Here is a 22,513-nt window from a genome sequence, read left to right as displayed (position 1 = left end):
CGAGCTCTTCGGTGACGTTGCGGTGAACGGCGAGTCCGCCGCCACGCAGGTCAAGGTCTTCGACCTCTACGGCGGAACCCTCAAGCCCCTCGAAATGGACGGCGACAACGCCATCCTCACCGGCACCACCGTGCACATCTCCTCCGACGCCGCCGGCCTCCTCAACTCCACCTTCAACACCGACGCCGTCGCCGACCAGCTCCTCGTCGGCATCGCCACCATCACCGTCGCCACCAAGTAACACCCCCCAAGTAACACCCCTCAAGTAACACCCCTCGCAGCAGAAGCGGGCCCGTCGCACACGCGACGGGCCCGCTCTCGTGCACCCACCCCCACCCCCGTCACCGTTCAGCCGCCCGCGCGGGGTGCGGAAGCCAGCGGATGTTTCACCGTGCGCCATCTTCCCGACCCTGCGCCGTTCGTTCCGTATGGTGCGCCAGCTTCCGGAACCTGAGCCGGCCTCCGCAGGGGTGCGGCGGCTGGGGAGGCGTCGTCGGGCGTCAGCCGGCGTGCGCGGCGGCGACCAGGGCCGCGTAGGTCAGGCCGCTGTCTTTGATCGTGCGCTCGAGGGTGTCGAAGTCCACGCGCACGATCCCGAAGCGCTTGTCGTAGCCGTACGACCACTCGAAGTTGTCCAACAGCGACCACACGAAGTAGCCGCGCACATCCGCTCCCTCCGCGATGGCGTCGGCGACGGATGCGATGTGGTCAAGGATGAAGCGGGTGCGGTCGGCGTCGTGCACCGCGCCATCCGCTGCGACCGTGTCGTCATACGCTGCACCGTTTTCGGTGATGTACAGCGGCGGGAGGTTCTCGTATTCGTGTCCAAGGCGCACCAGCAGTGCCCGGAGGCCGTCGGGGTTGACCTCCCAGTCCATGCCGGTGCGCGGCAGGCCACGGGTAGGAAAGGTGAGGTGCTCCGAACCAACCCAGGGAGAGCCTGACTCGCGGTCGGCGCCTCCGGAGTGGCTGTCGCCGACCGCAACGTCGGGATGCCCGCTCACGAGGTCGTCGTGGTAGTGATTCACGCCGAGGAAGTCGATCGGCGCGCTGATGATCTCGAGGTCTCCGGGCAGGATGACGTCGGGGAGGCCGTAGGGCTCGAGGTCGATCAGGGTGTCCGCGGGGTAGGCGCCGCGCAGCAGCGGGTCGAGGAAGATGCGGTTCGCGAGCGAATCGAGGCGGCGGGCGGCGTCGATGTCCACCGGGTCCGCGGCGTCGCGGGGGATGGCGTTGGTGAGGTTGAGCGTGATGCCCACCTGCTCCGCGCCGGCCGACCGCAGCGCCGTGACGGCGAGACCGTGGGCGAGGTGCTGGTGGTGCACGGCCGCGACGGCGGCGCGCGGTTCCTGCCGACCCGGCGCGTGCACGCCGGACGCGTAACCGAGCAGCGACGAACAGAACGGCTCGTTGAACGTGGTCCAGTGGGTGACCCGGTCACCCAGGGTCTCGTAGACATCCGTGGCGTAGTCGCGAAAACGGAATGCGGTGTCGCGGCTGGCCCAGCCACCCGACTCTTCGAGGGTTTGGGGCAGATCCCAGTGGTAGAGCGTGAGCCAGGGCAGGATTCCGGCTTCGAGCAGCTCGTCGACGAGTCGGGAGTAGAAGTCGAGCCCCTGGGGGTTCACCGCGCGGTCGCCCGGGCGCACGCGCGCCCAGCTGACGGAGAAACGGTAGCTGTCGAGGCCCAGTCGCTTCATGATCTGCACGTCGGCGGGCATGCGGTGATAGTGGTCGTCAGCGACCTCGAGGTCGTGTCCGCCGTGCACGGCACCCGGAATGCGGGCGAAGGCGTCCCAGATGGAATCTTCCTTGCCGCCCTCGTGTCCGGCGCCCTCCACCTGAGCGGCGGCCGTCGCCGATCCCCAGATGAATCCGTGCGGCCACGTGCCCTGTGTGTACTCGCGCTCTGACATAACGTCACGTTACCGCGCCTGGGCGACCCGGTTGCTGATACTCGACACATTAGGACGCCGCAGGCCGCGGATGCCGCGTGGCGGCTGCTACCGCGCCGCGGGTACCGCGGGCAGCTCGATCTCCCGGGTGCCCGTTCCCGGCTCGATGAGCGCGCCCATCCGGTCGGCCGCGAGCTGCGCCTGGTGTGCGGCGTCTTCGTTGGCGGCCTCCTGCATCGCGCTGGTCTCGCGCAGCGGCGGCGCCTTGAGGAAGAAGCTCAAGACGAAGGCCACGAGCACGACAGCAAGGCTCACCCAGAACACCGTGATCGTGGCGTCATTGAAGCCCACCAGGAACGGATGCGTGAGGCGCGGGTCGCTCGTGCTGAGGAACGAGGTGTCACCGTCGAGGGCACCGCCGACCGACGCCGGGTTGGAGAGCATGCCCAGGATGGTGGCGTTGGCCGGGTCGGCCTGCACCGTCGGGTCGGATGCGGCGGCCCGCACGCTGGCGAGGGCGACCGGGTCGCTGAACGCGGCGCGGAGGGTGTCGGGGATGCGGGTGAAGAGCACCGAGAAGAGCACCGCGGTTCCGAGCGTGCCGCCGATTTGGCGGAAGAACGTGGATGCGCTCGTGGCCACGCCCATGTCCCGCTGCCCGACCGAGTTCTGGCTCGCGATCGTGAGCGTCTGCATGAGCTGCCCGAGCCCGAGGCCGATCAGCAGCATGCCGATCATGGTGAACCACACGGGGCGGTCGGCGTTCAGGAAGGTGAGGGTGAGAAAGCCGGCCGACATGAACGCCGTGCCGATGGTGGGGAAGATGCGGTACTGCCCGGTGCGGGCGATGATCTGGCCGCTCGCGATGGAGGAGATCATCAGTCCGCCGATCATCGGCAGCATCAGGAATCCGCTCTGGGTGGGTGTCGCGCCGTTCACGAGCTGCAGGTACAGCGGTACGGTCATCATGGCGCCGAACATGCCGAAGCCCACGAGCACGCCAAGCACCGTGGCCATGGAAAAGGTCTGCGAGCGGAAGAGCGTGAGCGGGATGAGGGCATCGTCGCCCATCATGCGCTCGGCGAGGATGAAGCCGACGATACCGAGCACGCCGACGGCGTAGCAGGCGATCGCGGCCGGGGAGTTCCAGCCCCAGACGCGGCCCTGTTCGGCCACGAGCAACAGTGGCACGGCGGCGAGAATCACGGTCGTCGCACCCCACCAGTCGATGCGCACGGGGCGCGCGAAGTGCGGAATGTGCAGGTAGCGCAGCACGATCACGAGCGCGACGATGCCGATCGGGATGTTCACCAGGAATACCCAGCGCCAGCCGGTGATGCCGAGGATGCTCTCGCTGCCCGAGAGTACCCCGCCGATCAGCGGGCCGATCACGCTGGAGATGCCGAACACGGCCAGGAAGTAGCCCTGGTACTTGGCGCGCTCACGGGGAGCGAGCATGTCTCCCATGATGGTGAGCGGCAGCGCCATCAAACCGCCGGCGCCGAGGCCCTGGATGGCCCGGAATGCTGCGAGCTCGTACATGGAGTTGGCCATGCCGGCGAGCAGCGAACCGATCAGAAAGATGGTGATGGCGATCAGGAACAGCGGGCGCCGCCCGAAGATGTCGCTGAGCTTGCCGTAGATCGGTGTGCTGATACACGACACGATCAGATACGCGGTCGTCACCCAGGCCTGCAGGGCCATGCCGTCGAGGTCGTCGGCGATGGTGCGCATCGACGTGCCCACAATCGTCTGGTCGAGAGCCGACAGGAACATGCCTGCCATCAGGCCGAAGATCACGAACATGATCTGGCGGTGGGTCATCAGTGGTGCGGCGGCTGTCGGCTGCGGTGAAGTTTGCATTGAGTGCAAAGTTACACGGCGCGCACACGATCCTCAACCACTCGTCCGGGGGCTCACGGCTAAGCTCGAAAACGTGCCCGAACTTGCTCTGCCCGACGGGGAATCGCGGCCCGTCCGCCGCCGCACGCTCGCGATCCTGGTCTTCGCGGTGCTCGCCGCGGCATCCGTTGTCGGTGGCGCGCTCAGTGGCACCGTACCCGGCCGCACATCGTCATCGGATGCCCCGTCCGCCGTCGCGAGCGCCGCCGTTGCCACGCCGACCCCGCGTGCCACCCCCGCGTCCCTGCTCCCGCCGGTGCCCGTGCCGGTGTTTGATCGCAGCGCCCGGTCGATCGACGATCCGGCCAGTGCGTGGGTGGTCGTGAACAAGCACCGACCGCTTCAACCCGCGGACTATTCCCCCACCGACCTGGTGGCCGTACCGGTGCCGCACACGTGGCAGCCCCAGCTGCGGCAGGAGGCCTCCGCTGCCGTGGAGCAGATGTTCGCGGCGGCGCGCGATGAGGCCGGGCTGACCCTCGCCTCGAACAGCGCCTACCGGGGTTTCGCGGCGCAGACCCGGGTGTATGACGCGGCCGTCGCCGCGCGCGGGGTCGCCTCGGCGGATTCGAGTATCGCTCGACCGGGCAGCAGCGAGCACCAGACCGGCCTCGCCATTGATGTGGGCGCCGAGTCGGGCCGGTGCTCGCTCCAGGCATGTTTCGGCGATACCCCGGAGGGTCTCTGGCTGGCCGAGAACGCCGTGCGTTTCGGCTTTCTCCTGCGTTATCCGGCCGACAAGGTGGCCGTGACCGGCTACGAATTCGAGCCCTGGCATTTCCGTTTCATCGGCGCAGATCTCGCGACCGAGATGCACGATCAGGGGATCACGACGCTGGAAGAATTCTTCGGATTACCCGCCGCGCCGGGCTATTCCTGAGGCCGCCGACCGCCGTACTCAGGGGATTGCCAAGGACGCCGTGTTTAGGTGGGGCACCCCGTAAGCGACAAAGAAACGAATCCGTGCGCCAAAAATTCACTCCAGAACACCGCGACCAACTGCACAACCAGACGCGTGATCAGCTTCGCAACCGGTTGCAGAACGTGCCCCGCAGCTCCCCGCGCCGTGAGTCTTTTGAGCCCGTGCAGCCCCTCACCCGTCGCGAAGCCCGGGCCCAGCCGCGGCACAGTGTGCCCGCTGCCAGGAAGAGCCGGCATCTTGTTCTGACCGGTGTCGTCGCCCTCGCCTGCGCACCCATTGCGATCGGCATCGTGCTCGCCACCTCCGGAGGCCCGGCCGACGCGTCGAGCTCCGCATCCAGCGTGCAGGCGACGCCCACGCCGGAGGCGAGTGTGACCGCGGCTCCCGCAGCCAAACCGGAGCCCACCGTGAGCAGCATGGTCGCCAGCGATGCCGTCACGCCTATTCCGGCAGACGGCACGTCAACCGGCCCGGTGACCGGCGGCACTGTCGTCACCCTCACCGGAGCCGACCTCGACGCCGTCGTCACGGTCAACTTCGGCGCGAATGCCGGAACCGTCGTCTCAGCCACGGAAACGACCATCACCCTCCAGACTCCGCCGTCGACCGACTACGGCCCCGGAGTCGTTCCGGTCGAGCTCCTGAACGCCGCCGGCACCCCGATTGTCATCTCCGAGAGCCCCGCGCCCAGCGCCAGTCCGAGCCCCACGGCGACACCGGCGCCCGTGGCATCCGCCGTTCCGGAGCCGCTCACCTTCAGCTACGTGCCCGATCCCCGGATCACCGCGCAGATCGATTACGTGAACGCGCACTGGAACGACTACAACTACGCCGAGTACGGCAACCTGCGCGGCACCGACTGCGTCAACTTCACCAGCCAGTCGCTGATCGAACGCGGCTGGACGATGGACGCTGAGTGGTCGTTCGATAAGGCCGGCAATTACTACAGCCCGGCCTGGGCGAGCTCCACGGCATTTGCCGCCTACCTCACGGCGCACCCGGAGCGGGCCACGCCCCTGACTGACGAGCAGCGCGACCGGGTGAAGGTGGGCGACATCGTGCAGTTCGACTGGGACCGCTCCGGCGACCGCGACCACACGGGCATCGTCACGAACGTCACGAAAACGGCTGCCGGCATCACGATCGCCTATGCCGGCCACACGGCCAACACCATTGACAACTCCGTTGACGAGTCGCTCGCCAAGTCCGGCGGAACGGTGTCGTACTTCAGCGTGAAGTAGCAACCTCCCAGAGTGCTGCATGGAGGCCCGGTCTGCTGCGCGGGCCGGGCCTCATGTGGTTGTCTTACTATGACCGGTTTGGGGTTCTCATCGGTATCCGACGAATTGAGGCAATTGTGGCGTTCACCCGGTGGCAGAGGGTCGGTGCGGCCGCGGTCGTCGGCGCCGTGGTTGTCGTGGGGGCTACCTCGCTCGTGGTGCAGGCCCTGGCCGATCCGTCGACGCCGGCAGCCGTCTCGACGCCGATTCCGAGCGAAACGGATGCGGCCCCGCGCGCCACGCCGACGGCCACGGCCGCTCCGGTGCCGGTTGCCACCGTCGCGCCGCTGATCCCCGCCGTGCAGGCACAGGTGGACTACGCGCTCGCGCACTGGACGAACTACAACGCCGCCGAATACGGTGTTCTCGGCGAGAATGACTGCGTCAACTTCGCGAGCCAGACGCTCATCGAACGCGGTTGGACCATGGACGCCACCTGGAACAATCCGCTCACCGGCAACGCCTACGGGGCATCCGCCGCGTGGCGCAGCTCGACGGCCCTCATGCACTACATGGCCGACTCCGGACGGGCCACCGCCCTGACGGACCAGCAGCGCGACCAGGTGAAGGTCGGCGACATCGCGCAGTTCGACTGGGACAACTCCGGGGACCGCGACCACACGGGCGTGGTCACCAAGGTCGAGCGCGTCGGCGACACCATCGCGATCTCGTTTGCCGGGCACACCCTCGATTCCGACTACCGTTCGGTCGACACGGCGATCACGGTGGACCACCCGGGCGGCACCGCCTACTACTGGAGCATCCCCTAGTCAGGTGTGAGGTTCGGCTCGCGCGGTCTCGATCGCTCCTCCGTCGCGCCTCGACCAGCGATTTTGCTGGTCGAGGTGCGAGCGATCGAGACCTCGTGACGCGTTCTTCTTGCTGGTCGAGGCGCGAGGCACGAGCGCTTGGATCGAGCCTGTCGAGATCGAGACCCCGTGACCCGACCTCTCGCTGGTCGAGGCGCGAGGCACGAGCGCTTGGATCGAGCCTGTCGAGATCGAGACCCCGTGACCCGACCTCGCGAACCGCCCCCCGCTACGCGATCGCGGCGTCCACGATCGCCTTCGCCTCGAGCTGCACGGCGCGCAGGTGCTCGTCGCCGAGGAAGGACTCGGCGTAGATCTTGTACACGTCTTCGGTACCGCTCGGGCGGGCCGCAAACCAGGCGTTCTCGGTGGTGACCTTCACGCCGCCGATGGCCGCGCCGTTGCCGGGAGCCACACTGAACTTGCCCGTGATCTTCTCGCCGGCGAGCTCTGTCGCCGTGATCGCGTCACCGTTGAGCTTGGCCAGCGCGGCCTTCTGCGCGGGCGTTGCCGCGGCATCCACTCGTGCGTACGACGGCGAACCGAAGTGCGCGGCGAGCTCGGCGTAGCGCTGGCTCGGGGTCTTGCCGGTCACGGCGAGAATCTCCGCGGCGAGCAGGGCGAGCAGGATGCCGTCCTTGTCCGTGGTCCATACGGTGCCGTCGAAGCGTACGAAGCTGGCGCCCGCGCTCTCCTCGCCGCCGAACGCCACCGAGCCATCGATCAGCCCGGGAACGAACCACTTGAAGCCCACCGGAACCTCCCAGAGGTCACGGCCGAGAAAGCCGGTCACCCGGTCGATCATGGTCGACGAAACGAGCGTCTTGCCGACGGCGGCATCCGCTCGCCAGCCCTCGCGGTGGCTGTACAGGTAATCGATGGCCACGGCCAGGAAGTGGTTCGGGTTCATCAATCCGCCGTCGGGCGTCACGATGCCGTGACGGTCGGCGTCGGCGTCGTTGCCGGTGAGCAGGTCGTACTCGTCTTTGTGGGCCACCACGGATGCCATCACCGACGCGCTCGACGGATCCATGCGGATCTTCTCGTCCCAGTCCAGGGTCATGAAGCGCCAGGTGGGGTCGACGTGCGGGTTCACGACGGTGAGGTCGATCTCGTACCGGTCGCGGATGGCGCCCCAGTAGCCCACGCTCGCGCCGCCGAGCGGGTCGGCGCCGATGCGGATTCCGCTGGACTTGATGGCGGCCATGTCGATGATGTTCTCGAGGTCGTTCACGTAGCTGCCGCGGAAGTCGTAGGTCTCCACGGCACTCGGCTCGCTCACGGTCACGTCCTTCAGGCCGGCGGCGATGAGCTCGTTGGCGCGGTTGGCGATCCAGGAGGTGGCGTCGCTGTCGGCCGGTCCGCCGTGCGGCGGGTTGTACTTGAAGCCGCCGTCCATCGGCGGGTTGTGGCTGGGGGTCACCACGATGCCGTCGGCGAGGTCGCCGTGCTCGGCGCGGTTGTAGGCGAGGATCGCGTGGGACAGCGAGGGGGTCGGCACGTAGTCGTTGAACTCGTCGACGAGGGCGCGCACGCCATTGGCCAGGAGCACCCCGAGGGCCGTCGTGTATGCGGGGGCGCTTAGCGCGTGCGGGTCGGTTCCGATGAACAGCGGCCCCGTGATGCCCTGGCTCGCGCGGTATTCCACGATGGCCTGCGTGGTGGCGATGATGTGTTCTTCGTTGAACGCGGTGTTGAGTGAGCTGCCGCGGTGCCCGGAGGTGCCGAACACCACCCGCTGGGCGGGGATATCCACATTGGGTTTCAGATCGTAATACGCCTTGACCAAAGCCACGACATCGATCAAGTCAGTTTCCTGGGCGGGTGTTCCTGCGCGTTCACTCATATGCCCATAATGGCACCCACAGTAAGCTGTGAGCCATGCCAGAGACACCCAATGTGACATACAGCTTCCTCGGACCCGCCGGAACCTTCACCGAAGCGGCCCTGGCCCAGGTGCCCGAGGCGCAGGGCAAGCCCTGGCGTGCGGTCAACAACGTGGGCGAAGCGCTCGCCGATGTCGTCTCCGGGCGCAGCGTCGCCGCGATGATCGCGATCGAGAATTCCGTCGACGGCGGTGTCTCCGCCACGCAGGATGCCCTGGCGAGCGTGCCCGGCCTGCGCATCATCGGCGAATACCTCGTGCCGGTGAAATTCGTGATCGTTGCCCGCCCCGGCACCACGCTCAAGCAGGTGCGCGTGATCAACGCGCATCCGGTGGCTTATGCCCAGTGCCGCGTCTGGCTGGAGGCGACCCTGCCCAACCACGGCCACATCCCGGCGTCGAGCAACGTGGCGGCGGCCAGCTCGCTCTTCGAGAACGGCCTCGCGGATGCCGCGATCGCCCCGCCCGGAATCGACCAGCACTACGACCTGGTGGAACTCGCCCACGACGTGGGCGACAACCCCAACGCCGTCACGCGATTCGTGCTCGTGGCGCGCACCACCGAGATCCCGCCGCCCACGGGCGCCGATAAGACGAGCCTCATCGTGGAGCTGCCGGACGACCGCTCCGGTGCCCTGCTCGAGATGCTCGAGCAGTTCGCCACCCGTGGCGTGAACCTGAGCCTGATCCAGTCCCGCCCCATCGGGGATGCCCTGGGCCGGTACCGCTTTGTGATCGACGCCGACGGCCACATCCTCGACGAACGCATGAGCGACGCGCTGCTCGGCCTGCGCCGGTTCAGCCCGAACGTACTTTTCCTCGGCTCCTACCCGCGAGCAGACCGGGCGCCGAACGAATTCACCTCACGCTATGACAACGAGATCTTCATCGAGGCCCGCCAGTGGCTCACCGAACTGATCACGGGCGAGCCGAGGGCCTGATGAACGGCGACCCGGTCTTCGACCCGCGCCACGACGCTGTCTTCCAGCGCGGTTATGAGGCCGGCACGACGCCGCGCACCGGCACGGCGTCACCGGATGCGGCGTCACCCGTCGCCCAGACGCCCGCCGCCGCATCCGCCTCGTCGACGGCCCCCGTTGCCCCCACCGCCGCGGACACGCTGCGGCAGAGCCTGGCCGCGCTGAACGATGCCGAGCGCCCGGCGCCGCCGCTCGCCGAACTCACCGATACCCAGCTGCACGAAACCACCGTGCACGATGCTGCGGGGATCACCCCGAAGAAGCGGTCACTGCCCAACCCGTTCATCATCGGGCTGTGGGTGCTCGGCCCCGCTCTGATCTGGGGAGGCGGATGGTTGGCCGTGCGCGCCACGAGTACTTTCTCCTCCGGCGGCACGAACTACAACTCCGATGAAGTGCCCTGGGACGTGTTGTACGCCCAGTTCTTCTACACGATTTCCCCGACTCTGGTCACGGCAGGCATCACCACGATTCTCGGCCTGCTGTTCTGGCACGCCTGGACATGGCGCGCCGCCCGCCGCTAACCCGAATCCGCGAACTACGCGGGAACGCGCACAATCATCGAGTTGCGATCGGCCCGCAGCGTCATCGCGCGCACAGGGCCGAACTCGTCACCGTCGAGCTCGAGCTCCTGCGGGTGCTCAAGCACGATGCGCACGTCTGCCCCGCGCAGCGTGGTCATCACCCGTTCGGTCGTCGAGCTGGTGCGTTCAATAATCTTTCGCCCCACGGCCGAACGACGCAGCACCCCGTTCTCCCAGGTGACGCGGCGCCAGATCATCAGCCAACCGAACACGCCTTTGGGCTGCAGCACCGCAATGTCGAGAATGCCGTCGTCGAGACGCGCGTCGGGCAGGAACTGAATATTGCCCGGCAACAGACCGCAGTTCGCCACCAGGATCGAACTCACATGCGCCGGCCGGTCGGTGCGGCCCTCCACGCTGTAGCGAATGCGGAACGGCCGCAGCGTGGGCAGCGCCCGCACGCCCGCGTCGACATAGGCCAGCCAGCCCACCTGCTTCTTCAGGGTTGAATTCGTGTTCGCGATCATCTGCGCGTCGATGCCCAGACCCGCCATCACGAGGAACACGTGCTCTGTCGTCTTATGGTCAGCGGAGGTGATCGATGCAACGCCCACATCCATGGACAGGTCCGTCCCGCCGAAGGCGATCGCAACGGCCGTGTCGATGTTGCCGAGCGGCAGCTGCAGGTTGCGGGCGAGCAGGTTGCCCGTGCCGGCCGGCACGATCGCGAGGCTCACGGCAGAACCGCGCAGCACCTCGGCGACGGCCCGCACGGTGCCGTCGCCGCCGGCGACGAGCACGATAGTGGCCCCGGCGTGCAGAGCGTCCGTGGTGGCCTGCTGGCCGGCATCCGCTTCGCTGGTCTCGAACCAGTGCGCCTCCGGCCAGCCGGCCGATGACTCGGCGGCGGCCACGCTGACGCGCAGCTTCGCGAGGTTGACCTTGATCGGGTTGTAGACGACGGCAACCTGCGGCTTGATGGGGGGCGTGCCGGTGGCTGTCACGTTGCTTAGGGTATCCGGTCGAGTTGCTGGGCGCTTGTAGACTTGCGCCTGTGATTGATCCGGTGCTGTTACGCGAAAATCCTGACCTCCTCAAGCGTTCGCAGGAGGCCCGTGGCGACTCCGTTGAGGCGGTGGATGCCGCGCTCGTAGCCGACGCCGAGCGACGCGCCTCCATCACGGCATTCGAAGACCTGCGCGCGGCGCAGAACCTGTTCGGCAAGACAGTGGCCCAGGCCCCTCCCGAAGAGAAGAAGGCCCTTGTGGCCGAGGCGCGCGGCCTGGCCGCGGGCGTCAAGGCCGCCGGCGTGGTGGCCGCCGAGGCCGAGGAACGGTTCACGACGATCGCCAAGACCATCGCGAACCCCATCATTGACGGAGTTCCGGCCGGTGACGAAGCGAACTTCGTCACCCTCCGCACGCACGGCGAGACCCCGGTGTTCGACTTCGAACCGCGCGACCACCTCGAGCTCGGCGAGCTGCTCGGCGCCATCGACATGCCCCGCGGCGCCAAGGTGTCTGGCACCCGCTTCTACTTTCTTAAGGGCATCGGCGCGCGGCTTGAGATCGCGCTGATGAACATGGCCCTCGACCGGGCGCTCACGGCCGGGTTCGTGCCGCTGATCACCCCCACGCTCGTGCGACCCGAAATCATGGACGGCACCGGCTTCCTCGGCGAGCACAACGACGAGGTCTACTACCTGCCCGGCGATGACCTCTATCTCACCGGCACGAGCGAGGTCGCGCTCGCCGGGTACCACAAAGACGAGATCCTCGACCTGAGCGACGAGCCGCTGCGCTACGCCGGCTGGAGCACCTGCTACCGCCGCGAGGCCGGCTCGGGCGGAAAAGATACCCGCGGCATCATCCGCGTGCACCAGTTTCAGAAGCTCGAGATGTTCACGTACGTGCTGCCCGAAAACGCCGAGGCCGAGCACGACCGCCTTGTGGCTCTGCAGGAGGGCATGCTGCAGTCGCTCGGCCTCAGCTACCGCGTGATCGACGTGGCGGCCGGCGACCTCGGCTCAAGCGCCGCCCGCAAGTTCGACATCGAGGCCTGGGTTCCCACCCAGGGCGCCTACCGCGAGCTCACGAGCACGAGTAACTGCACCACGTACCAGGCGCGTCGCCTCGACATTCGTTACCGCACCGAAACCGGCAAGACGAGCCCGGTCGCCACCCTCAACGGCACTCTGGCTACCACTCGCTGGATCGTGGCGATTCTCGAAACGCACCAGCAAGCGGATGGCTCGGTGCGCGTTCCCGAGGCTCTCCGCCCGTACCTCGGTGGACTCGAGCTGCTCGAACCCCTGCCCGTGAAGCCGGGGAGCGCAGCCAAGTGAGCGCGTCGGTGGAACGGTGGCTGATCGCGCTGGACATCGACGGAACCACCATGCACGAAGACGGCACGATCAGCGACGCCGTGCTGGAGCAGGTATCCCGCCTGGCGCTGGCCGGACACGAGGTCATGCTGGCCACGGGCCGTTCGGTCGCGGCAACCCTGCCGGTTCTTGACCGACTCGCGATCACGCCGCGCTACGTCGTGTGTTCCAACGGCGCCATCACGATGCATCGCGATGCGAGTGCGCCGATGGGGTACCGGCGGGAGTGGGTCGAAACCTTCGACCCGTCCGACGTGCTCAACTCGATTCGCCCGCACCTCTCCAATGCTCGCTTCGCGGTCGAAGACGAGCACGGTTTCTACCGCTACACCGAGCCGATTCCGGATGCCACGATCGGCATGGACAGCGAGCACGTCGACTTCGCTGAACTGCTGCGCCACCGTGCCACGCGCGTTGTCGTGATTTCCCCTGACCACGACATGGAGGATTTCCTCACGGTTGTGGAACGGATGGGCCTCAACAAGGTGAGCTATGCGATCGGCTGGACGGCCTGGCTCGATATCGCCCCCGACGGCGTGAACAAGGCGACGGCGATGGAACGGGTGCGCATCGAACTGGGTATCCCACGGGAGCGGGTGATGGCCGTCGGCGACGGCCGCAACGACATCGACATGCTGACATGGGCAGCCCTGCATGGCCGCGGTGTGGCGATGGGGGAGTCCCCCGATGACGTGCTGGCGGTGTCAAACGAGATCACGGCGCACGTGACGGGTGACGGTCTCGCGCTGGTGCTCGCCACCCTCTAGGGGCGTCCAGCACCCGCTCAGGTGTCTCTGTCAGTCTGAGAAGCCTGCCGTCCGTGTAGAATCGGGCGGTGTTCATCTTCGGACGAACAGGGAGGGCTGTCCGAGCGGCCGATGGAGCCAGTCTTGAAAACTGGTGGGCAGAAATGTCTCGTGGGTTCGAATCCCACGCCCTCCGCAGTGTTTTTTATCCATGTGTGACAGTGTCATGGCCGGCACACCGATGAAAGGACCTGAGTGAGCGACCAACTTCGCCCCCGTTCGAACGGCTCGAAGAACCTCTCGACCGTGGCACGCCACGGTCGGCAGAAGCGTTCCAGCGCGCTCAAGACGGTGGCCCGGTTCGTCGCGGCAGGTTTGGCGGTGGTTTTGGTCTCCAGCGTGTCCGTGGCCGCGATCGCCACGTTCGACGTGGCGAAGAGCGTGCAGCCCAGCGTGCACCTCGATAACGAGACCAAGGGGCCGGTTCCCTCGATCGGCGCCATCGACGGCGGCGTCAACATGCTCGTCGTCGGCAGCGACAGCCGCAAGGATCAGGACGCCGTCTTCGGCCCCGAGGACTCCACCGGGGACCTCAACGACGTCACCATGCTGCTGCACATCTCCGAGGACCACACCAACGCATCCGTGATCAGTTTTCCCCGCGACATGTACGTGCCGATCCCCTCCTGTAACAAGATCGACGGCAGCGGGTCGTATAACGCGATGAGCCGGCAGAAGATCAACACCACGCTCACCTACGGCGGGCTGGCTTGCACCGTGGCGACGGTGGAGAAGCTCACCGGCCTGGATATCCCGTTTGCGGCCGAAGTGCAGTTCAGTGGCGTGATGGCCATGTCGACCGCGGTCGGCGGCGTTCCGGTATGTGTGGCCGAACGCATCGAAGATGAGTACACTGGGACGTTTCTCGATCCCGGCGAGCACACCCTCCAGGGCTTCGAGGCCCTGCAGTTCCTGCGCACCAGGCACGGTCTCGGTGATGGCAGCGACCTGACCCGCATCAATAACCAGCAGCTCTTCATGTCGTCGCTCGTGCGCACCATCAAGAGCGCCGACACCCTGTCAGACCCCACCAAGGTCTACTCCCTGGCCAAGGCCGTGACGGGCAACATGCGGCTCTCGGACAGCCTCAACAATGTGTCGGTCCTGGCCTCGATCGCGGTTGCGCTGAAGGACATCGACCTGAGCAAGGTCGTCTTCGCCCAGGTTCCCACGGGTAATGTGACGGGCGGTGTGGCGCCCTCGCAGCCCGCCTTCAAGAACATGTTCACCGCCATCGCCGCGGATGAGTCCATCCAGCTGAGCGGCAAGACGGGGAGCGGTACCGTTGCAGACCCGAATGCCCCCGTTGCGGCCGAACCAGCTCCGGCGACAACCGCCGACCCGGCCGTCCCCGCGGACCCCGCTGCGACGCCCGTTCCCACCGAAGCGCCGGGTGCGGTCCTCGACAAATCAGTCACCGGGCAGACCGCCGCCGACTACACCTGCACGTCGGGTCGCTTGCTCAAGGACCAGTAGTCCTGAACACCGCTCGCGTACGGCTAGGATGGACAGGTGTGTTTGCCTCGCAAGCACCAAGGAGACGTCGCATAGTTCGGCTTAGTGCACCACCCTGCTAAGGTGGAGTACCCTTTACGGGGTACCGTGGGTTCAAATCCCACCGTCTCCGCAGTCATCGAAACCCCTGAATCCCATGTCGCAACTGGGAGTCAGGGGTTTTGTTTTGCCTTCGAATCGGTGGTTGCCCACATTGTGCGCCGAGTAGCGCTTTCGCGCGTGCTGCGTCGCGCCTGCTCAGTGTGCGGGGGTGGGTCACCGGAAGTATTCAGGCCTGGAGACGTAGGTGTCGGAGACGAACATGACACCACTGGAGGTGCTGAGAAGTTCCTGGACCGCGCCGATCAGCTCGCCGGCGTTGTGGGGCGGGAGCACGGTGATGAGCATGGTCAGGGTGTCGTATTCGTTGAAGAGTAAAGCCCCGGAGTGTTGGCCGTGGTGTCCGATTCCGGACACCCCTGACACCGACGTGTAGCCGGTGGCTCCGGCGGAGGTGATCAGTTCGCGGATTGCGGGGGCGTCGCGGGCGGGAACGACAACCTCCAGCCGGGTCATGTGGGTCAGGTTGTTCATGGTCATCTGCCTTTCAGTGGGGTGGGGGCGGCCGTCCAGCCGTATGTGGTGTATCGGTACCACGGGCCTGCGGAGTCATGGCGTGCGGTCAGGGTGATCCAGTCGTTGTCGAGCAGGTTGCGCAACACCTGGTTTCCGGAAACGATGCTTCCTATGCTCGCCAGGGGCGCCTGGATGATGACGGTCAGTCGCATTGGTTCGTGGAACAGGTGATCGCCGAGGCCGACGGATTGCCAGGGCAGGCCGCGGCGGAGGTCGCCGGCGTGTCCGGCGAGGACTCCGATGGTGCCGACGGCATTGTGGATGGTTTTGGTTCCGGCGCCCAGGGTGGCGGGGTTGAGGGCGGAGAAGTAGTACTGGTGATTGATCCACTGGGCGACCACCAGGGGGGCGGTCATGATTGTTTCCAGCGCGGTCCCGTCCGGGTCTGACTCTGTTCGGTAGGAGTGGAGGAATACCCGCCGGTCCAGGTTGACGCCGCGGGTCATCTCACGAGGTCCGATGATCATTGCGGCATTTCCCGCGAGCCCCAGCTCCGGATACACCTCCGCCCAGTCGTGGGCGCGCCCCTGCACGCGGGCGGGGGAGCGCGGGGACGCTCCGGGCAAGTCCTGGGCGCGCTCCCTGACCAGCATCTCGCCGGCTGTGTGCTGGGCCCGGTCGAAGGCGTGCGCCGCATCGACGTGACTCTGCGGGATGAGGTGCCGGTCCAGGAGTGTGACGGCGTCGGTCACGGTGTTGTGCTCAGCGGCGATGAAGAAGCTGTCGGAGGGAATGTCGATTCCGCGGAGCGCAAGGTGGGCGCGGACCGCGGGGTCGTTGAAGATGGCGGCGGAGGCGCGGGCGTTGGCCGCACCGGGGTTGCCGCCGCAGGCGCCACAATCCAACGCTGACTGGTACAGGTTGTTCGTCGACTCGGATGCGTGGCCGGCGAGCACGATCAGCGGGGCGAAATGGGCGATTCCCATCATCCGTAACGCGGTTTCGGCCATGGCGGCCCGCTCATCCAGGGTGAACGTATCGGTGACAGTCACGTTGCTCGGGAGAGTGGCTGTCGAGGGGGTCAGGAATCGGTGGATTCGCGCCTGCAGCGTTGGGCTGAGAGTGCGCAGCACGCTGACGGCGCCGAACAGCCAACCGGATACCTCCGCGAAGGCGAATGGTGTGACTGTGCCTGAGTCGGCACGGTGAGTTGACCGCCGGAGGGCGTCCCGGGCGCGACCGCGCATGATGTGGTCATCGGCGTTCGCCGAGGGGGTTGGGTGTTCGGTGAGGTGGTGCCGGGCGGTCAGGAGGGCCGGCAGGGCATTGATGCCTCCGCGGGCCCGGTAGCGGGAGAAGCGAACGGGGACGCCGAAGAATCCGGCGAACCCGAACGTTTCGACCTCGGGGAGCACTTCGATGTGACGCCGCATTCCTTCGGATCGGGGATCGATACACATCACGAGCTGCAGCTGGGGACGAGGCGTGCAGGGATCGGTGTTCTGGAGGACGTCCATCAGGGTGGCGCGGTAGTGCAGTTCGTAGGCCTTTTGCCACGTCACAGCGTGGTCGGACACCGGATGGGTGGCCAAAACCCAGCTCACGGCCGTGATGTCGTCCCGTTCTGCTCGACTGCCGGCGATCGACCGGGCAACCTGCTCGGCCCGGTTCCAGAGGGACGGTGGCATCTCGTCGGCACGGACGGGGCTGTGCGGTGGGAGCAGGCGGGGCGCGCCGAGCACGGCGTTGAGGGTCACTCTCACGCCCAGGTAGGAGAGCAGATCGATGTCCCCGATCTTCTCGGCCCGCCACTTGATGTGGCTGACCCAACCCGGCAGATGTTGGAGCTCGGTTCGGAGCGTCTCCGTCACCGCCTCCGCGGGGATTCCGAGTGTGCCCAGCGCCCACGCCAGTGCGGCATCGGGCTCGACGGGCACTTCGGCCAGCGCCCGGCGTACACTTCGGGGGAGCGCCGGGTCCCGGCGGGCCAGAGTTCGCCAGGCCTGGTAGAAGCCGTGCTGCTTGTGGGGCATCACCCAGAGCGGGTCCGCGTTCACGTAGGACGATACCCAGGTGGCCAGGTACTCGTCCAGCCAGGGCGCCGATGGTTCGATAGCGGCGGGAGAATTCCACTGCGAGTTCTTCATGTCCAGGATCGCCACGCTCATCATGGACACGCTTTCCCCGCCGATGGTGAGCTGTCCGGTGAGTTCGGGGACTCGCTCGCCGAGGGCCGCCTCGAGGTCTGCGGTGATGATACGGCCCCGATCGGCGTCGGCGAGGTAGGCGTCCCGGGACCGGGTGAGGACCACGCCCGGGGCGACGGCGGTCTCGAATGGACGAGGTTCGTGGCCCGCGAGAGGGTTCACGGCGATGAAGGACTCCACCGGCCAGGACGGCACAATGTCCTGTGCCGCTCTGGCCACCTGGGCACGAAGAATCAGATTCATGACAGCACTCCTGTGGTCACTGGCGGGCGGGGGATGGCTGGCGGGCGGGGGAGGGAGGCCGTCACGGTTCTGGAATAAACGAGGTCACGCAGGTGCGCAAGCCGGTGCGGGTTGCGGGAGAGCAGCTGGACCGCGATCAGGCCGACGGAGGGCACGGCGAGCAGCCAAGCGGGGGCGGCGTTGATCGTGGTCGAGGGTTCCACTGCCCCGGTGAACAACTGCAGGAGGGCTACATACCCGAACGCCAGCACCACGATTGAGGCCGTGCCGGTGAGGAACGTTCGGGGCGAGAAAGTGGTGCCCAGCACTGTGCCCAGGGTAACGCTGGCGGTCACGGCAACGAACACGAGCAGAGCGCCACCGGCCGGTGACACGCTGGGGGCGAACATCCACTTGGCTGCGGCCAGCGCCGCCAACGGAACCAGGACCGAGAGGGTCACCGCTGAAGCGAGTGTGAACGGAGAGTGGATCTTTCTGGGTGGGAGGTCGCGGTCGATGGCGCGCTGGCGCACCCCCATACCGGCCCCGAGAAAGAGAGTGGACTTGAAGAGGGAGTGGGCGACCAGGTGGAAGATTGCGGCCGCAAACACTCCCAAACCGCAGGCCATGATCATGAAACCCATCTGCGCCATTGTGGAGAACACCAACCGACCCTTCACATCCGGCCGGACCAGGCGGACGGCCGAGGCGTACACGAGCGTCACGGCACCGGCCGCAAACACCCCGATCATCACGCTCTGGTGCGGAGCGATGGCCGGGGCGAATCGGATCAGCAGGATCGCACCGGCGTTGACCACGCCGGCGTGCATCAACGCGGACACCGGCGTGGGCGCCGCCAACGTGAACGGCAACCAGCCATGAAAAGGGATCTGGCTGGAGCGAGCCAGCGCCGAGACCACGAGCAGCAGGGCGCTGGTCAGTTGAACCGGAAGCGGCAACGACTGCGCAACCGCACCAAGCTGATCCAGGGGGATATCTCCTCGGGCGGCGACCAGCAGGATGGCGACCGGAACTAGGAAGGCCATGTCGGCGATCATGAACCGGAATCCGGTGCGCCGGACCCCATCGCGGGCCTGCGCAAGCGGTCGATAGGTTGCCAGGAGCACAACGAGGGCCGCCCCCGCTCCGATCCAGGCCACGGCGAACAGGGCTACCGACCCGGCGCACACCATCAACACGGTGAAACCGGTGAGCAGATTAGCTGCGACGACAAACCAGACCTGTCGAAGATCACCCCGGAGGTATCGAATCGCGAACACCTGGATCAGCGCGCTGAGTCCCAGCACCAGCATCGACAAGATCAACGCCAAGGCGTCCAGGCGCACGGAGGTGGACCCGAACATCACCTGCTCAGGCTGGTGCGGCGCGACAACGGATGCGAGGGCGACCGCGACAGTCGCGACGAACCCGACCCCGACCAGGATTGCCGCCAGGCGGGCGGCCCTGTCCCCGCGTGCCCCCGCCCAGCCGAGGAGCGCTGCGCAAAGCCCCGCGATCCACGGAGTGAGGGTCACGCTAGCCACAACAAACCAATCAGACATTGACACCTCTCAAAACAAGACCTGCAAAACAGGAAAAGCATAGCACGTGTTCAGTGTCTGGAATTGAGTGTAGAGAGAAGCCCGTCGGGTGGGAGATAATTGATAGATGGCGACCTGGACGTTTCTGACCAATCACGCCCACGTGTTGCTCTGCGTGGCGGAGAATCCGAACGTGCGGTTACGCGACGTGGCCGTTCAGGTCGGCATCACGGAGCGAGCGGCGCAACGCATCGTCACCGAGCTGGAGGAAGCGGGCTACCTGAATCGTGAACGCGACGGTCGTCGCAACATCTATCGGCTCAATACCGCAATGCCGCTTCGGCACCCCCTGGATCGCGATCATCGCATCGGAGAGCTGCTTGCTGCCTTCGCCAACCGTCAGGACCAGTAACAGATCCGCTGGTCTCACGGCAGGAATTTACTGATTTTGGTGCGCGAGATGCCCGCGGCGCTGTGCGGCCGGTCGGCCGAAGTAGTAGCCCTGTCCGAGTTCCCATCCCTGGGCGCGCAGTATGTCGGCCTGCATCTGAGTCTCAATCCCCTCCGCGATGCCGGTGAGGTGCAAACCCTTGACGAGCCCACTCACGCCCTGGGCGAGGGCGTTGGCCTGACTTCCCTCGGCAGTGAGGTCCTGAACGAATCGCAGATCGAGCTTGACGCCTGTCACCGGCAAGTCCCTCAGCACGGAGATAGACGAGTACCCGGTACCGAAGTCGTCCAGGTGGATACCCACGCCCAGACCGCGCAGCGACGCGAGCGCGACTTCCGCCGTTTCCACCTGGCTCAGCACGGCGGTCTCGGTCACCTCAATCACAATCCGTTCGGGGGCAACCCGGTGCGCGGTCAGGGTGTCGTGGAAGCTTGCAAGCCACCCCGGCGCAGCCAGTTGGACCGCTGAGACGTTGACGCTGATCGGGCCGGGCGATTCGGGATGCTCGGCCAGCAGCGCACAGACCTGGTCCAGCACTTGGGCGCCCAGTTCTCTGATCAAGCCCGTGTCCTCGGCGACATCGATGAACTGCCCGGGACTGAGCAGCCCGCGACTGGGGTGTGCCCAACGAACGAGTGCCTCGTGTCCGACGACATGGGCGTCCGCCAGCGACACCAGGGGTTGGTAGTACACGATGAACTGACGTTGGGCAATCGCCTCGCGCAGTTCATCTTCGAGGGTGAGACGGGCCACGGCCTGGGTGTGCATCGCGTCGTCGAAGAAGTGCCAGCGGTCCCTTCCTGCGGCCTTGGCACGGAACAGGGCGTAGTCTGCGTCGCGGAGCAGGCTGTCCGGCGTGGAGCTGGACGTGGAGGTGGCGAGACCGATGGACACGGTCGGCACGATTCGATGGCCCCGAACCTCAAGGTCCGCGGAAATCGAGGCGGAGAGCCGGTCGGCGCAGTGAAGCACGTCCTGCACGTCCTCCACGTCCTGGAGCACGATGACGAATTCGTCCCCACCGAATCGTCCGACCCGGTCACCCGGTCGAAGGGCCGCCACAATCCGGAGCGCCACCGTGGCCAGCACCTCATCGCCGGCCGCGTGCCCCAGCGAGTCATTGACCACCTTAAAGCGGTCGAGGTCGAGGAACAGCGCCGCCACCGGATGGCCCAGACGTTTGGCGGTGAGAAGATCGGCCGCCAGAATGTCCAGAATCCAGGCCCGGTTATGGAGCCCGGTCAGCGGATCGTTGAAGGCCTGATAGGTCAAAGCCTCCTGCGCTCGCTTGGCCGCGGTCACGTCGCGCGCTGCAGCGAACACCCCCAGCACGTTGCCGCCTGAGTCCCGGTACGCCGACGCGTTGTACAACACCTCGGTCAGTGTTCCGTTCCGGTGCCGCATCGTGAGCGGGTAATCGGCAGCCATTCCCTGTTGGAAGACCAGCTGGTAAATCGCGTTGGCGTTCGCGGGTTCGATGAAGTAATCAGAGAAGGCCGTGCCGATCAGCTCCAGGCGGGACAGGCCGGTGGCCCGGACGGTGGCTTCGTTGGCATCCGTGATCATCCCTTCCGGACTGATTGCCACCAACGAATCCAGACTTGACTCGATCATCGAGCGCGCCGCCACAAATGCCTGTCTGGCCGCGGTCACGTCGCGCGCCGCAGCGAACACGCCCGCCACGTTGTCGTCCGCGTCCCGGTACACCGACGCGTTGTACAACACCTCGGTCAGTGTTCCGTCCCGGTGCCGCATCGTCAGCGGGTAATCAACAACCATGCCCTGCTGGAAGACCAGCTGGCACATCGCTGTGGCCTGCGCCACTTCGGTGAAGTCATCAGAGAACGCCGTGCCGACCAATTCCAGTCGCGACAGGCCGGTGGCCCTCACGGTGGCCTCGTTGGCATCCGTGATCATCTCTTCCGGACTGATCGCGACCAACGAATCCAGGCTCGACTCGATCATCGAGTGCGCCACCTCGAACGCGTGTCTTTCCGTGGTCACGGTCCGCACCAGGGTGGATGCTCCCACGATTGACCCGTCAGCGTCTCTGATCGGTGAGACGGACAGCGTAACCGGGAACACCGTTCCGTCTTTTCGCACCCGGAGAGTCTCGAATTGGTCAACGCCGGCACCGGCCCTGATCTTGGCCAGGATGGAGCTGATCTCGCCTTCCCGGCTATCCAGGCTCAGCCGCGCGATCGGCGTGCCGATCATCTCGGCGCTGGAGTAGCCATATATCGTCTCGGCAGCCTGATCCCAGCTCGTGATGATGCCGTCGAGCGTCTTGGTGATGATGCCATCGTGTGCGGGTTCATGGTCCGCTGCCAACAACAGATCACTCTTCTGCGCGGGGGAGCCTGCGTGCACCTCGCTTACTGCCGTGATCGACAACAGCAGGGCCCCCTCATCCAGGTGGGACAAAACGACGTTGACCGGGAAGCTGCTTCCGTCCTGGTGTCTTCCGGCCAGTTCCGCCGTCACTGACCGATTTCTGGTCTCGGTCAACGACTCTGTCGGTTGTTTCGAGCAGGCCTCCCAGTCGTACTCAGGTATCAGCACCTGAATGAGCTGGCCGACGAGGTCTTCGCGGTCATAATGAAACAGCGTCTCCGCAGGGATGTTGCTGCGCAAAA

Annotated in this window: 17 protein-coding genes, 2 tRNA genes and 1 pseudogene; 12 read left to right on the top strand and 8 right to left on the bottom strand. The window is 66.3% G+C overall.

The genetic code is table 11. The annotated features are described in order from the left end of the window. Nucleotides 1–241, top strand: a pseudogene (locus JF66_RS23635) (hypothetical protein); the annotation flags it as partial. 259 nt (nucleotides 242–500) lie between these two features. On the opposite strand, the gene JF66_RS12095 reads toward JF66_RS23635, so the two are convergent. Beyond that, the gene (locus JF66_RS12095) at nucleotides 501–1,916 is read right to left on the bottom strand and encodes a GH1 family beta-glucosidase (protein WP_035878259.1); all 1,416 of its coding nucleotides are present in this window, start codon (nucleotides 1,914–1,916) and stop codon (nucleotides 501–503) included. A gap of 87 nt (nucleotides 1,917–2,003) precedes the next feature. Next, nucleotides 2,004–3,758, bottom strand: a complete 1,755-nt coding sequence (locus JF66_RS12090) for an MDR family MFS transporter (protein WP_051973479.1) — start codon at nucleotides 3,756–3,758, stop codon at nucleotides 2,004–2,006. Between the two features lie 73 nt (nucleotides 3,759–3,831). Between JF66_RS12090 and JF66_RS12085 the strand changes: the two genes are divergently transcribed. The 3 genes from JF66_RS12085 to JF66_RS21770 all read left to right on the top strand — a co-directional run bounded on the left by JF66_RS12085 (nucleotide 3,832) and on the right by JF66_RS21770 (nucleotide 6,769). Beyond that, nucleotides 3,832–4,677, top strand: a complete 846-nt coding sequence (locus tag JF66_RS12085; protein ID WP_231556397.1) for a M15 family metallopeptidase — start codon at nucleotides 3,832–3,834, stop codon at nucleotides 4,675–4,677. A gap of 83 nt (nucleotides 4,678–4,760) precedes the next feature. Next, on the top strand, nucleotides 4,761–5,960 hold the full coding sequence (locus JF66_RS12080) for an amidase domain-containing protein (protein WP_035878253.1): 1,200 nt from the start codon (nucleotides 4,761–4,763) through the stop codon (nucleotides 5,958–5,960). Between the two features lie 53 nt (nucleotides 5,961–6,013). Beyond that, complete coding sequence (locus tag JF66_RS21770; RefSeq protein ID WP_051973478.1) at nucleotides 6,014–6,769, top strand: amidase domain-containing protein; 756 nt, start codon at nucleotides 6,014–6,016, stop codon at nucleotides 6,767–6,769. Nucleotides 6,770–7,037: 268 nt separating this feature from the next. Here JF66_RS21770 and pgm read toward each other — a convergent pair whose 3' ends face one another. Continuing rightward, entirely contained in the window at nucleotides 7,038–8,654 is a 1,617-nt protein-coding gene (gene pgm / locus JF66_RS12065) for a phosphoglucomutase (alpha-D-glucose-1,6-bisphosphate-dependent) (RefSeq protein WP_035878249.1), read from the bottom strand. 35 nt (nucleotides 8,655–8,689) lie between these two features. Between pgm and pheA the strand changes: the two genes are divergently transcribed. Both pheA and JF66_RS12055 read left to right on the top strand, forming a co-directional pair. Then, nucleotides 8,690–9,634, top strand: a complete 945-nt coding sequence (gene pheA, locus JF66_RS12060) for a prephenate dehydratase (protein ID WP_035878248.1) — start codon at nucleotides 8,690–8,692, stop codon at nucleotides 9,632–9,634. Continuing rightward, a complete protein-coding gene (locus JF66_RS12055) occupies nucleotides 9,595–10,197 on the top strand; it encodes a hypothetical protein (protein WP_156109765.1) in 603 nt (200 codons plus the stop codon). The genes pheA and JF66_RS12055 overlap by 40 nt, the downstream gene beginning before the upstream one ends. Before the next feature lie 14 nt (nucleotides 10,198–10,211). On the opposite strand, the gene JF66_RS12050 is transcribed toward JF66_RS12055, so the two are convergent. Continuing rightward, on the bottom strand, nucleotides 10,212–11,201 hold the full coding sequence (locus JF66_RS12050) for a diacylglycerol kinase family protein (RefSeq protein WP_035878240.1): 990 nt from the start codon (nucleotides 11,199–11,201) through the stop codon (nucleotides 10,212–10,214). A gap of 50 nt (nucleotides 11,202–11,251) precedes the next feature. Between JF66_RS12050 and serS the strand changes: the two genes are divergently transcribed. From serS to JF66_RS12025, 5 genes are all read left to right on the top strand, one after another. Then, nucleotides 11,252–12,541: a serine--tRNA ligase gene (gene serS, locus JF66_RS12045; protein ID WP_035878238.1), complete on the top strand. Its 1,290-nt coding sequence runs from the start codon at nucleotides 11,252–11,254 to the stop codon at nucleotides 12,539–12,541. Next, nucleotides 12,538–13,347: an HAD family hydrolase gene (locus JF66_RS12040; RefSeq protein WP_035878237.1), complete on the top strand. Its 810-nt coding sequence runs from the start codon at nucleotides 12,538–12,540 to the stop codon at nucleotides 13,345–13,347. Before serS ends, JF66_RS12040 begins: the two co-directional genes overlap by 4 nt. A gap of 90 nt (nucleotides 13,348–13,437) precedes the next feature. Next, a tRNA-Ser gene (locus tag JF66_RS12035) sits at nucleotides 13,438–13,522 on the top strand. A gap of 59 nt (nucleotides 13,523–13,581) precedes the next feature. Then, nucleotides 13,582–14,862, top strand: a complete 1,281-nt coding sequence (locus JF66_RS12030; protein ID WP_035878235.1) for an LCP family protein — start codon at nucleotides 13,582–13,584, stop codon at nucleotides 14,860–14,862. A 60-nt stretch (nucleotides 14,863–14,922) separates the two neighbouring features. Continuing rightward, a tRNA-Ser gene (locus tag JF66_RS12025) sits at nucleotides 14,923–15,013 on the top strand. A gap of 143 nt (nucleotides 15,014–15,156) precedes the next feature. Here the strand turns inward: JF66_RS12025 and JF66_RS12020 are convergent. From JF66_RS12020 to JF66_RS12010, 3 genes are read right to left on the bottom strand one after another with little or no spacing between them, the layout of a single operon-like run. Next, nucleotides 15,157–15,474, bottom strand: coding sequence for a transcriptional regulator (locus JF66_RS12020; RefSeq protein WP_197059404.1), 318 nt, complete (start codon nucleotides 15,472–15,474; stop codon nucleotides 15,157–15,159). A 2-nt stretch (nucleotides 15,475–15,476) separates the two neighbouring features. Next, nucleotides 15,477–17,906 carry a DUF2309 domain-containing protein gene (locus JF66_RS12015; RefSeq protein ID WP_035878232.1) on the bottom strand — a complete coding sequence of 810 codons (2,430 nt, stop codon included), beginning with the start codon at nucleotides 17,904–17,906 and terminating at the stop codon, nucleotides 15,477–15,479. After that, entirely contained in the window at nucleotides 17,903–19,447 is a 1,545-nt protein-coding gene (locus JF66_RS12010) for a proton-conducting transporter membrane subunit (protein ID WP_081882352.1), read from the bottom strand. Before JF66_RS12010 ends, JF66_RS12015 begins: the two co-directional genes overlap by 4 nt. A gap of 106 nt (nucleotides 19,448–19,553) precedes the next feature. Between JF66_RS12010 and JF66_RS12005 the strand changes: the two genes are divergently transcribed. After that, entirely contained in the window at nucleotides 19,554–19,838 is a 285-nt protein-coding gene (locus JF66_RS12005) for a winged helix-turn-helix domain-containing protein (protein WP_035878231.1), read from the top strand. A gap of 27 nt (nucleotides 19,839–19,865) precedes the next feature. Here the strand turns inward: JF66_RS12005 and JF66_RS21765 are convergent. Next, the coding region (locus tag JF66_RS21765) for an EAL domain-containing protein (protein WP_051973476.1) at nucleotides 19,866–22,513 on the bottom strand (2,648 nt) is incomplete at its 5' end.

Origin of the sequence: Cryobacterium sp. MLB-32 (assembly GCF_000738085.1) — a bacterium.
Classification (GTDB): Bacteria; Actinomycetota; Actinomycetes; order Actinomycetales; family Microbacteriaceae; genus Cryobacterium.
This window is presented reverse-complemented; position numbering and strand designations above follow the sequence as displayed.